This is a genomic window from Ruegeria sp. BB5 (assembly GCF_056539405.1).
The window spans coordinates 170,144-182,585 of record NZ_JBQFUX010000002.1; the positions used below are offsets into that span (position 1 = coordinate 170,144).

Consider the following 12,442-nt stretch of genomic DNA (forward strand, 5'->3'; position numbering starts at 1 on the left):
CCAGCGAACAAATCAGGGACTTTCAAATGGATCACGCCAAACCTTTGCCGAACTATTTGGTCAAGCGGTATCACGGCTGGAAAGCCACCACATATTCTGAAAATCAAGTCTGGTATCGCCGTCTGGCCACTGAAGGACAACGTCCACGGGCGATGGTGATTTCATGTTGTGACAGCCGCGTCCATGTCACTTCGATCTTCGGGGCCGATCAGGGTGAGTTCTTTATTCACCGCAACATTGCCAACCTGGTGCCCCCCTATGCACCGGATGGTGATCATCACGGCACCAGTGCGGCGATTGAATATGCGGTCACCGCCCTGAAAGTGGCGCATCTGATCGTGCTGGGCCATTCGCAATGCGGTGGTGTGCAGGGCTGTATCGACATGTGCAAGGGGCAGGCCCCGCAACTGGAAGCCAAAGAAAGCTTTGTGGGCCGCTGGATGGATATCCTCAAACCGAAATACGACTTGGTCGCCGATGTCGAGGACAGCGTTGAACAGGCGCGTCAGTTTGAACGGCAGGCGGTTGTGGCCTCGCTTGAGAATTTGATGACCTTTCCCTTCGTGTCCTCTGCGGTGCAGGATGGTTCGCTCAGCCTGCATGGGTTGTGGACCGATATCGGCGAAGGCGGGCTGCAAAGCTATGATCCGCAGGAAAAGAAATTCGTCGTCGTCTAAGCGGCGCTGAAATGTTGCGCAAATAGTGGGCGGAGGATCAGGTCTCTGATTCTGCGCCCTTTTTTGGTATAGTGGCCTGATCCAGGTTTGGGTCAGAGGCGCGATATGCGAGTCATCAAACGTATTTTCCTTTTTCTAATCTGTCTTGTTTTGCTATTGATCGGTGTCTCATACCTGCTGCCCGGCAAGGCGATCGTGTCGCGCAGCATCACCATCGATGCCCCGGCCAGCGCCATCTATCCTTATGTGAATTCCATGCAAGAGACCGAGAAATGGTCTCCCTGGCTGGCGCGGGACCCGGAAACGCAACTGTCCTATAGCGGACCCGAAGCTGGGGTGGGCAATACCCTGAGCTGGAGTTCCGAGCATCCACAGGTCGGCAGCGGCACGCAGGAAATCATCGAAAGTGTTCCGGATCAGACCGTCAGAACCGCGCTGGATTTTGGTCCGATGGGCACGGCATCGGCGTCGTTTGAGCTGGCGCCCGAAGGCGATCAGACGCAGGTAACTTGGGGATTTGAGTCCGATCTTGGGATGAACCCGATGGCACGCTGGATGGGTTTGATGATGGATAAGTGGGTCGGCGGCGATTACGAACAGGGGCTGAGCAATCTAAAGGCGCTGGTCGAAGGGCAGACCTAAGCCGATAGGTTTTGCGCCGCAGTTTTTGATCTATGCAGCTCGGCGCAACGGCCGGGCAGATTATTCAAATCGAATTCTGGCGAGCTTTCCAAGGTGGTCGGAGCCCATGAAGGGGCGCAGCTCAACCGTTCCCGTTGTTCCTTTCGGGAACAACAGGATGTCGATTGGCAAGGGTATCTGCCAGCTGCCAAGGTTATGAGTGTTCAAGATAGTTCCAAAGCTTTGATTGTCTGCTGCCGCTGCGATCCGCTGAACGCTTTGGCCCCAGGGCACCATATTGAAATCTCCGGCAATCAGAACCGGCCCGTCGAGTTCCTTAATGCGGTCAGCAATCACTTGGCTTTGTTTGGATTGGCCGTAAGGAAACGGCCAGTTCAGGTGTACGGATACAACCCAAACCAGACCGCCGCCGGGGGTTTTAACCTGCACCCCGACAAGCCCATAACCTTCCAGGCAAAACTCGGAACCTTCGACAATTGGCAATGTGGTCAGGATGGCGACGTTTTGTTCGGGGCGAAATTCACAGATCGATTTTGCCGGGTAATGTTCGAACATGTTTTTCATGAACTTGCGATTGTGACTGGACACTTCCTGCAAGGTCACGATCTCGGCGTTGGATTCTATTATGTCATCGGCCAAGGGATAGCGTGGCCAGGCCTGGCTCATGAGGTTCTTTTGATACAACGTCAGGCAAGCGCCATTGCAATCACCTGAGGGCGCGGCATAACTGGTTGCGATTGACCCAATCGCGAGGACAGCGACGGCTATCGCGCTCAATGCCACGTAGCGCGCGCGCATGCACAGCAAAATCACGGCGCATGGTAAAAGCAGAACGCCGGCCAGCGGGCGAAGCAGGGCGAACGAATCCCCAGCTGCAATGACGGGGCCTGTAAAGCCAATAATGACCAGACCCATCAGCATACTTGCGCAGCCTATGATCAGGTTTCGTACAATCCTGTGCTTGGTCAAAACTCGCATGCTCTGCCTCTGTCGCTTTGTGCGGGGCAATGCATGTGGTTTGCTGTGTCACATGTCCCGCTGTCAAAGCGCGTCATTTTGGTGACAAGCCAGCCTGTCTTTGTCAACAGGCAGAGGTGGAATGTGCCACGTCATCCAACATGGCACATTCGATATGTTTATCAGCCCTTTTTCAGGACTTCGCGACCCAGCAGTTCGGCAATCTGCACAGCGTTGAGCGCCGCGCCCTTGCGCAGGTTGTCGGACACGCACCACAGGTTCAGGCCGTTTTCGATCGTCGAATCCTGGCGGATGCGGCTGATGAAGGTGGCAAAATCGCCTGCGCATTCGATCGGCGAGACGTAGCCGCCGGGTTCGCGCTTGTCGATCACCATGATGCCCGGTGCCTCGCGCAGGATGTCGCGGGCTTCGTCTTCGTCCAGGAATTCTTCGAATTCGATGTTCACCGCCTCGGAATGGCCGACGAACACCGGAACACGAACGCAGGTAGCAGTAACCTTGATCGACGGATCGACGATCTTTTTGGTTTCGACAACCATCTTCCACTCTTCCTTGGTCGAGCCGTCTTCCATGAAGACATCGATCTGAGGAATGACGTTGAAGGCGATCTGTTTCTGGAACTTCTTCGGTTCAACCTCGGTGGTGGGGTTGTAGATGGCCTTGGTCTGATCCCACAGCTCATCCATCCCTTCTTTACCGGCACCCGAAACCGACTGATAAGTCGACACGACAACGCGCTTGATCTTGGCGCGATCATGCAGCGGTTTCAGCGCGACAACCATCTGCGCCGTCGAGCAGTTGGGGTTGGCGATGATGTTCTTGTTCTTATAGTCGTGAATCGCCTGCGGGTTACATTCCGGCACGATCAGCGGAATCTCCGGGTCATAGCGATAGAGCGACGAGTTATCGATCACCACGCAGCCAGCCGCGGCCGCCTTGGGGGCGTAAACCTTGGTGGCCTCGGACCCCACGGCAAACAGTGCCATGTCCCAGCCGGTGAAATCGAATGTGTCCAGGTCTTTGGTCGTGAGGGTCTTGTCGCCAAAAGTCACCTCAGTTCCCAGCGAACGACGGCTTGCCAGGGCGGCAAGTTCATCGACAGGGAACTGGCGTTCCGCCAGGATGTTCAGCATTTCGCGGCCCACGTTACCCGTGGCGCCGACGACTACGACGCGATAGCCCATTTTATGTCTCCAAAGTTAAGGACGCGCGTTCATAGCCGCGTTGCAGCAAAGAAAAAAGAGGAATCGCGCCATTATTCCGAGGATGACGGCGATTTGAGGCGTTTCCGGCCTCAGTCTTGCGCTAACAGGGATCGGTATACCTTGACGATCTCTTCTGCCTCGCCTTCGATTCGAAAATTCTGTTCGATATGCTGGCGGGCGGCGGTTCCGGCGGCGGCTATTTTGCCTGGATCGCTCAGCATGTCGTGCAAAACCTCGGCCAGCGCATCAACGTTGTCTTTTTCTACTAAACGACCGGTTACTCCGTCCTGAATCTGCGCACTAAAGGCGCCAACGCCATGGCAGGCAATGGCCGGAACGCCTGATGCCATCGCTTCAAGCGGGGTCAGGCCGAACCCTTCATGGCGGGCAGGGGCGACGAACAAATCCAGCGCGCGATAGGTTTCGACGATCTCCTCCCACGGGCGTTCGCCCAGAAACCGGACACGGTCGGCCAGCCCGGCCTGTTTCAGCTTGGTTTCCTGTTCACGCTGGAAGGCTTCGAATTCTTTCGTGGCATTGCCGGTAAAGACAATTTTGGCATCGGGAAAGGATGGCAGCACCTTGATCGCTGCATCAACCAACAGATCGACGCCTTTTTGGGGTCGAATACGCCCGAAACACCCGATCAACGTTCCCGTGGGCAATCCCAGCTTGGCGCGCAGTGCTTCCTTATCCTCGGCCGGGTGGAAGATCTGCGTATCAACGCCATGCATGATCACCTTCGACGGGTGTTGCAGGAATGAGGCCGCCTGTGGTGTGGTGGCAATCAACGCATCCATTTTCGAGATCAGTTTTTTGGTAAATCCCGAATGATCGCGCTGTGCGGCCGACGTGAACAGCATTTTATAGTTGCGGCGGAATACGGACCTTAGGAACAGCCCCATCAGCATTTCGGTGTTGCGACGCGCATGCCAGACGATGGGCGCACGATTGGGCAAAAACAGAGTCTTCCAAAGGGGAATATGCGGAATATTATCTGGCAACCCTGGGCCCGTGGCGCGGATGTTGATCATCTTTGCCTGGATGGGCAGCAGCCGGATAACAGTTGTGGTCACTCCCGAAAGACTATGTTTCAGGTTCGGCGCCAGAACTTCGATATCCTGCATTGAGCTCTCCATACCCGATGATCCGAGGCGGGATCAGTCTATGCTGTCGCGGCTGAATAGATAAATCACGCACCCGATAGCAAGCGCGACTGCGAAAAAGCCGAATATCGCTGTGTAGGGTGCGGTCGGGCTTATGTCCACCGTGGCCGCGTGAATGCGTCCGGTGATAAATTGGGCCAGCCCCACACCGCCGATGCCAAACAGGTTCAGCAAGGTCATGCCGCGCCCAACCAGATGCGGTGCAACGAAAGCGCGGCCATGCGCCATGATCACCGGAAAGCTGGCCCCCATGAACCCAATCACCGCCATCAGAACCACTGATACCCAGACGGCGTTGTCGATCCACAGACACAACAGCACCAGCGCCACGGTGCCCAACGCATTGCCGCCGAAAATCACCCATTTCCGCGTGCCTAGCATCCGGTCAAGCGGCCCGTAGGCAAAGGTGCCTGCAATCATCGCCGCGCCCATGATCAGGGTCGCCGTCCCGATCTGAGTGGTGCTTAGGTTGAATATATCGCTCAAGTACGGCCCGGCCCACAACCCTCGTGTGGCGCCCGAGGGTGCATAGGCGACCAGCATCAAAGGCAGGATCGTCCAAAGCGCGGGTTCCTTCAGCAGATCCAGCACGGACCCTCTGTGTTCGGTCTCGACCCGTTTTGGGTCATGCACGGTGAACCAGATACCCAGTGCGATAGCCCCCGAAAACAGCGCCAACACCCACATCGTTGCGCGCCATCCAACCAGTTCGACCGCCAGCGCAGTGGGGTATGAGGCCACCAGATTGCCGACCGATCCAACCCCCAACATCACCGCGGCCAATGTCGCAAAGCGGGCGGGCGGGTATTCCCGCGCGAAGATATAATAAGATGCCATCAAAACAGGCGAGCATCCGACCCCGATCAATCCCATGGCGATGGCGATGTGAAACGGCGTTTGGGCCACGGCAAACAGGGCCGCGCCACCTGCGCCGCCGACCAGCAATAGAACGGCCGAGGTCAGGCGCGGCCCGACTTGATCCAGCGCCCATCCTACCGGCAATTGCATCGCGGCAAAGATCAGAAACCAAAGACCCGAGGCAAAGGCCAGATCCTCGGGTGTGGCGCCGATATCGCGGCCCAGATCAACGCTGAGAACCGCCAGAAAGGCGCGAAAGAACTGGCTGAGCACATAGCCCAGGCACAAGACCACCAGACCTGCCTTCATTTTTCGTCCCTTCTACCCCCGCCTGCGCGGAAATGCTTCGCACGTCACGATGCGTCACACAAGCGCGTGTGCTATACTGTTTTCACCGGACAGCGTTCACATTCGGTCTATCTAACTAATTACCCATCACCCCGAGGTGCAGATGAAAGACGCCCAGGCCGCCTTTTATGACAGCCTTCCCCTGCAGCGGGACTTTACTCGACTGGCTCAGCCTGCGCGGTTTACCGCTGTGCCGGATGACTGGGCGCTGGGCGTGGCCGATATCGTTGATTCCACCGGTGAGATTGCCAAAGGGCGTTATAAAACCGTCAATATGGTCGGCGCGGCTGTGATCTCGGGCATGATCAACGGGTTGAAGGGGCAGGAGTTTCCCTATGTCTTCGGTGGCGACGGGGCCGGATTTGCCATACCCGCCAGCGCGGTTGACACGGGCCGAACGGTCCTGGCCCAGCTTCGGCGCTGGGCGGACGAGGAGTTTGGGATTACTCTGCGCGGGGCCTTGGTGCCTGTGTCCGAAATCCGCATGGCGGGCAAAGACCTGCGTGTGGCACGCTATGCGCCGTCAGACGGGGTGGATTACGCCATGTTCTCGGGGGGTGGGCTGGCCTGGGCTGAGGCGCAGATGAAGGAAGGCCAGTTCGAAGTGCCGCCCGCCGACCCCGGCGCGCAGCCCGACCTTACCGGCCTGTCCTGTCGCTGGTCCAACAGCAGGGCACGGCATGGAATGATCGTCTCGGTCGTGGTACAGCCGACTTCCAAAGCCACCGAAAGCGATTTTGCCGATCTGTCTCAATCCGTCCTATCCGCGGCCGATCGGTTGGAGCGCGCAGGTCACCCGGTGCCAGAAAACGGCCCACCAATCAGTTGGCCACCCCCCGATGTCGCGCTTGATGCGCGTGTGTCACGGGCCGGGCGCAACCTGTTTGCGCAGAAACTCATACTTTTGGGGCAGAACCTGCTGATTGCGCTGCTGTTCAAGACCGGTAAGCGATTGGGTCAGTTCGACCCTGAGCATTACAAACACATGGTCAGTCGCAATGCCGATTTCCGCAAATTCGATGATGGGTTGAAAATGACGCTGGATTGCGATCCGGCCACCTTATCGCAGATCCGCGTGATGCTGGAACAAGCGCGCGGGCAGGGCAAGGTACGCTACGGCCTACATGCACAGGATGAGGCGATGATGACCTGTTTCGTGCCCTCGGCCACGCGCGATGATCATGTGCATTTCGTTGATGGCGCGTCGGGCGGTTACGCGCAGGCCGCGGCAGGGATGCAGAGCTAAGGCGTCACTTCGCTTTCCACTTGGCCGCTAAGGCCCGCGCCGCCTGCGCCAATAGCATCACATCAATTCCCACAGCCAGAAACTGCGCGCCCATGTCCATATAGGCCTGGCTTGCCTCATCATTGGTGCCCAGAATGCCAGGTGCCTTGCCGGCTGCTTTGATACGGGTGATGGCGTCGGCGATGGTGGCCTGCACCTCAGGCGCGGCGCTGTTGCCTTGATAGCCCATGTCGGTGGACAGGTCCGCCGGGCCGATGAACACACCATCAATACCGTCAACCGTCAGAATATCGTCCAGTGCTGCCATCCCGGCGCGGTTTTCCACCTGAACCAGCAGGCAAATCTGCGCATCTGCCGTTTGAATGTAATCCGCGACTGATCCATAGCCAGTCGCGCGCGCTGCTCCTGCACCGACACCGCGTACACCTTCGGGTGGATAACGGCAGGCGCGAACCAATTCCCGCGCTTGCTTGGCGCTTTCTACAATCGGTACCAGAATAGTCTGCGCCCCCACGTCCAGCACCATCTTGATCTTCGCCGTTTCCCCCACGGGCACGCGTACCACCGGATGCGAGGGGCTGGCGGCCAGCGCCATAAGCTGATCGCGTATCGAACGGATGTCATTCGGCGCATGTTCACCGTCGATCACCAGCCAGTCGAATCCGGCGGTGCCCATGATCTCGGTTGCGATGGGTTCGGCAAAACTGCTCCAGCAACCGATTTGGCGATCTCCGTTGATCAGAGCCTGTTTGAAAGTATTTTTTGGTGCAGACATGGTGGAACCCTTAGGTTAGTGAGCGTGCGATTTCGGTGATGACATCATAGGCCATTCGCACGTCATCTTCAGTGCTTTCGAACTGACCCGCCTGAAAACGGATCGTCATATCACCGTCAACACAGGTTTGGGTCAGGTAAATGCGGCCATCATCGTTGATGGCATTAACCAGCCGCAGGTTCAGCGCGTCCAGATCGGGGTGCCCTTCAGGCGCATAGCGGAAGGTCCACAACGACCACATCGGTTGCGTGGTGATCTGGAAATCCGGCTCGGCCGCCAACTTGTCATGCAGGTCGACGGACCAGTTCACATGATTGCGCAGCCGCTCACGCAACCCCTCAAGCCCATAGGCGCGTATAACGAACCACAGTTTCAGCGCACGGAACCGACGGCCCAGAGGCACCGACCATTCCGAGTAGTTGATGATCCCGTCCTTACCATGCGTCTTCAGGAATTCCGGGCTAATCGCCAACGTCTGCACCAGGTCATCCGGGTTTTTCAGGAAATGCGCACAGCAATCAAATTGCACACCCAGCCATTTATGCGGGTTGAAGACGATGCTATCGGCCTGATCCACGCCGGGCCAAAAATGACGATATTCCGGACAGATCATCGCCGACCCGGCCCAGGCCGCATCCACATGCGTATAAAGCCCGTATTTCTGCGCCACCTTCAAGCATTCGTCGATCGGATCAGTGGCACCGGTTCCGGTGCCACCAACACACATAATGACACCAGCGGGCTGAAAACCAGAGTCTAAATCGGCCTGAATTGCCCCATCCAGTGCCGCAGGATCCATCCCGCGCCGATCTCCCTTGATCGGAACACGTACTAGATTATCCTGCCCAATTCCCGCAACCCAGATGGCGCGGTCCACCGATGTATGGACCTCGGCCGAGCAATAGACACGAAGCGGTTTCTGACCGAACAACCCCTGACGATTGCCCTGCCAGTTCAACACTTTTTCCCGCATAGTCAGCACAGCGGCCAGCGTTGCCGACGAAGCAGAATCCTGGATGACACCAGCAAACTCTTCGGGCAGGTCCAGCGCCTGCCGCAGCCAGTCCATCATCCGCGTTTCCATCTCGGTTGCGGCGGGCGAGGTCTGCCACAGCATGCATTGTGGCGCGATTGCGCTGGCCAGAAACTCGGCCAGAACCGAAGGGGCCGAGGCGTTCGAGTTGAAATAGGCAAAGAACCGGGGGTGCTGCCAATGGGTGATACCAGGCATCACGATATCTTCGAAATCGCGGAAAACGTCCTCGATCGCCTGCGCCTGTTCCGGCGGATGGGCGGGCAGGGCGTTGAATACTTCTCCGGGCTCGGTCTGGGCGCGCACCGGTTTGTCCCCCACGGTCAGGTGATAATCCTGTGCCCATTCGGATATTTTCTTGCCCCAGTCTGAGAATTCATCCCATTTCATCGCTATCCTCAGCATTGTTTGGTGGGGGTTACCCCCAGGCTGGTTTTGTCTTGCTGATAGTGATGGACAACGCGGGCAGAAGGTCAACGATCTTTCGATCCTTCACTTCATCACAAAATGACAACTCTGTGAAAATATCCCATCGCATAGAGTCTATTTATGGCCAAATAGGTAAGAACAGCCGAAAAAACCCTCTGTCCCGTTGCAGTGTCGGCGGAATTCGGCGAGAATTTCGTATGACCAATGATGTACCATTGACGTCACGTTCATTGCCCATTGCGTTGCTGCGGGCGCGGGAACGGGTCATGGGACCCATTCGCAAGATGCTGGTGGATGTTGGTGTGACCGAACAGCAATGGCGCGTGCTGCGTGTCCTGAACGAGGAAGGCCCGCAAGAGCCGACTCATATTGCGGACCGTGCTTGCCTGTTGTTGCCCAGCCTCACTCGCATTCTGCAAAAGCTTGAGGTCAAAGGCCTGATCCTGCGGAGCGCGCACCCTTGTGACAAGCGCCGCCAGATCGTCGACATCACAGCCAAAGGAAAGCAGATTATCCAGGACAATATTCAGATAACCATCCATCTGGCCGAGGATTTGCGCACCAAACTTGGGCCCGACCGGCATGAGGCCCTTTTGGACCTGCTGAACGAATTGCGCGAACTGGAAACGTGACACCCCAAATACGAACCCCGCCAGAGACAGGTGCTATCTCTGACGGGGCGGCCAGACGTGTACTGGATTATATGCCTGGCCCGAGGCCGGTTGCACCGGATAGTTCCCGACGGTCCGGCCCGCAATTCAGAGAACGCGCCAATCAAAAAAAGTAACCGGCTTTTTGCTCCAAAGACATTGGGGGTAACGCCTTTGACCATAGTTCTCTGAAATATTCGCACCCGATAATGCCGCGTGATGCGGGACACTATGGGGTGTCTTGACGTCGTGGCGGGTGCTTGGGTCCCCGCCATATCTGTGAGTGGCGGTCAGAGCGCGCGGCACCCCGATTTGCCAGCGCTCGTCACCCAGCCATCTTTCAACTTAGAGCTGTTTGAGCGTTTTCCAAGCCCGTCGACCAGATTGTGAACAGCTGTCGGCCAGGGCTTGCCGATTGGCAGGTAAAATTGCAGTGAATTCAGCCGATGTCGCGAGAAGCGGCGACTTGTTCCCGCGGTTCACCGCATTAAGATGCGCGCTGGCTGATAGAATAGGGGGCTGCCATGCCAGACAATTTGTTTTCTCTTCCCGATCCGGTTGTGATTCCGATGCAGGGGCAGGATGTGACCTATCCGGTGGGGCGAATTTTCTGTGTGGGCCGTAACTATGCCGCTCATGCCGCCGAAATGGGGCACGAGGTCGACCGCGAAGCCCCCTTTTATTTCACCAAATCAGCGCCAAACGCAGTTCTGACCGGTGCGTCTGTGCCATACCCGCCGGGGACCGAGAATTTTCATTACGAGATGGAGCTGGCTGTAGCCATCGGCAAGCCCGTTTTCCGCGCCACCAGTGCGCAGGCCTGGGACGCCGTCTATGCCTATGGCTGTGCCCTGGACATGACCCGTAGGGATCTGCAAATCCGAGAGCGCAACAAACAGCGACCCTGGGATCTGGGTAAGGACCTTGAGGCCGGGGCAGTGTTTGCGCCCCTGACATCGGCTGCGGGCTGGTCACCGCAAGACAACACACGCATTCATCTAAGCGTGAACGGCGACATTTGTCAGGATGCCACGCTGAGCGAACTGATCTGGAAGATCGACGAAATCATCAGCCATTTGTCCGGATATTACCATCTGCGTCCGGGTGACCTGATCCTGACGGGCACACCCGCCGGTGTTGGCCCAGTGCAGGCTGGGGATGTGATCGAAGGGGGGATTGACGGGTTGCAGCCGATCCAATTGACGCTGACGGATTCAGAATAGATCTTATTTAGGGTCTTTCAGCCAATCGGTTGCGAATTCAATACCGCCCAATCCAGCAAACCGGCGGACGCGGTCCATCTCGGCCTCCAGCCTGCGTGTCCGCGCGTCGGACCAGCGCACGGATCGCTCTGGCCATAACGCGTTAATCTGTAGAATGCTACGGTCGCGCTGGGCTTTCATATCAATCCGGCCAATCAATCGGTCCCCTTCCAGCAGCGGAAACACGTAATAGCCATAGGTCCGTTTGGCGGCGGGAACGAAGACCTCAATCCGATAATGGAACCCGAACAGACGTTCCGCGCGGTTGCGGTCGCGCAGCATCGGGTCAAAGGGGCTAAGCACGCGAATGCGGCTGGACGGCGAAGGCGGGTTTTTCTCGGCCAAATCCGGGCGCGCGAGCAGTTTGCGGATTCTTCCATCGGCACAGGTGACTTCAATCTCCTCCAGAATGCCCTGTGTTAGACCCTTATTACACCAGTTCTTGGCCTCGCTAACACTGACCGTATCCCAGAATGCCGCCAGCTCTCCGGGTGTTGCAAATCCCAGCCGGTCCAACGCTGCTTTGCACAACCAATCCACGGTTTCCTTGGTGTTGCAGGGCATGTTGCCAGGACACAGATGCGTCTCGATGACCCGTTCGGTCAGATCGTATTGCTTTTGAAATCCGTTGCGGCCAACCACGGTCAGCGCGCCCGACCGCCACAGGAACTCAAGCGCCGTTTTCGATGGGTGCCAATCCCACCAACCGCCCGAGCCCTTTTTCTCGTCCTTGCCCACATCCGAGGACGAGACCGGGCCATGATCGCGGATATGTTGCAGGACAGAGGCAAACTGCTGCTCAAACCCATCCCGGCGCCAGTTTTTCCACCGGGATTTCAACAATACCTCATCACGTTGAAACCGCAGATGCCAATGGGGGTAAAACTCGATCGGGATGACAGCAGCGTCATGAGTCCAGTGTTCAAACAGCGCCTTGTCACGTTCGTAAAGCTGTTTGAGGTTTTTGGCGCGATAGGATGGCCTGCGCGAATACAGGATCATGTCATGGGCGCGGGCCACGGTATTGATACTGTCCAGCTGAACAAAGCCCAGTCGGTGGATCAAATCCAATAAATCCGCACCTTTGGCCCCGCCCGAAGGCGGTTCGGCCAGCGCATGGTGATCCATAAACAACGCGCGGGCCGTTTTGTTGTCCAGCCGCCGCGGCGCCAT

General features: G+C 57.3%; 12 protein-coding genes. 5 read left to right on the forward strand and 7 right to left on the reverse strand.

Annotation, left to right across the window (positions count from 1 at the left end; genetic code table 11):
- Positions 1-26 precede the first annotated feature (26 nt).
- Both ACR0DL_RS08815 and ACR0DL_RS08820 read left to right on the forward strand, forming a co-directional pair.
- Complete coding sequence (locus tag ACR0DL_RS08815; protein ID WP_170349618.1) at positions 27-677, forward strand: carbonic anhydrase; 651 nt, start codon at positions 27-29, stop codon at positions 675-677.
- 105 nt (positions 678-782) lie between these two features.
- Entirely contained in the window at positions 783-1,319 is a 537-nt protein-coding gene (locus ACR0DL_RS08820) for an SRPBCC family protein (RefSeq protein ID WP_425081263.1), read from the forward strand.
- Between the two features lie 60 nt (positions 1,320-1,379).
- On the opposite strand, the gene ACR0DL_RS08825 is transcribed toward ACR0DL_RS08820, so the two are convergent.
- The 4 genes from ACR0DL_RS08825 to ACR0DL_RS08840 all read right to left on the reverse strand — a co-directional run bounded on the left by ACR0DL_RS08825 (position 1,380) and on the right by ACR0DL_RS08840 (position 5,835).
- Positions 1,380-2,297, reverse strand: coding sequence for an endonuclease/exonuclease/phosphatase family protein (locus tag ACR0DL_RS08825; protein ID WP_480688647.1), 918 nt, complete (start codon positions 2,295-2,297; stop codon positions 1,380-1,382).
- A gap of 161 nt (positions 2,298-2,458) precedes the next feature.
- Positions 2,459-3,481, reverse strand: coding sequence for an aspartate-semialdehyde dehydrogenase (locus tag ACR0DL_RS08830; protein ID WP_170349621.1), 1,023 nt, complete (start codon positions 3,479-3,481; stop codon positions 2,459-2,461).
- A gap of 110 nt (positions 3,482-3,591) precedes the next feature.
- Positions 3,592-4,629: a glycosyltransferase family 4 protein gene (locus ACR0DL_RS08835; protein WP_170360965.1), complete on the reverse strand. Its 1,038-nt coding sequence runs from the start codon at positions 4,627-4,629 to the stop codon at positions 3,592-3,594.
- Positions 4,630-4,662: 33 nt separating this feature from the next.
- Positions 4,663-5,835: an MFS transporter gene (locus ACR0DL_RS08840; protein ID WP_480688649.1), complete on the reverse strand. Its 1,173-nt coding sequence runs from the start codon at positions 5,833-5,835 to the stop codon at positions 4,663-4,665.
- 142 nt (positions 5,836-5,977) lie between these two features.
- Here ACR0DL_RS08840 and ACR0DL_RS08845 point away from each other — a divergent pair, with 142 nt between their 5' ends.
- Entirely contained in the window at positions 5,978-7,120 is a 1,143-nt protein-coding gene (locus tag ACR0DL_RS08845) for a DUF3095 domain-containing protein (RefSeq protein WP_480688651.1), read from the forward strand.
- Positions 7,121-7,124: 4 nt separating this feature from the next.
- Here the strand turns inward: ACR0DL_RS08845 and ACR0DL_RS08850 are convergent, their stop codons facing one another.
- On the reverse strand, positions 7,125-7,895 hold the full coding sequence (locus tag ACR0DL_RS08850) for an HpcH/HpaI aldolase family protein (protein ID WP_480688653.1): 771 nt from the start codon (positions 7,893-7,895) through the stop codon (positions 7,125-7,127).
- A 10-nt stretch (positions 7,896-7,905) separates the two neighbouring features.
- Positions 7,906-9,318 (reverse strand): pyridoxal phosphate-dependent decarboxylase family protein, encoded by a 1,413-nt coding sequence (locus tag ACR0DL_RS08855; protein WP_480688655.1) that lies wholly within the window; start codon positions 9,316-9,318, stop codon positions 7,906-7,908.
- Positions 9,319-9,554: 236 nt separating this feature from the next.
- On the opposite strand from ACR0DL_RS08855, the gene hpaR reads away from it, so the two are divergent.
- Positions 9,555-9,989, forward strand: a complete 435-nt coding sequence (gene hpaR, locus ACR0DL_RS08860; protein ID WP_170349627.1) for a homoprotocatechuate degradation operon regulator HpaR — start codon at positions 9,555-9,557, stop codon at positions 9,987-9,989.
- A 542-nt stretch (positions 9,990-10,531) separates the two neighbouring features.
- Entirely contained in the window at positions 10,532-11,230 is a 699-nt protein-coding gene (locus tag ACR0DL_RS08865) for a fumarylacetoacetate hydrolase family protein (RefSeq protein ID WP_480688657.1), read from the forward strand.
- 3 nt (positions 11,231-11,233) lie between these two features.
- Here the strand turns inward: ACR0DL_RS08865 and ACR0DL_RS08870 are convergent, their stop codons facing one another.
- Positions 11,234-12,442, reverse strand: a complete 1,209-nt coding sequence (locus ACR0DL_RS08870) for a winged helix-turn-helix domain-containing protein (RefSeq protein ID WP_480688659.1) — start codon at positions 12,440-12,442, stop codon at positions 11,234-11,236.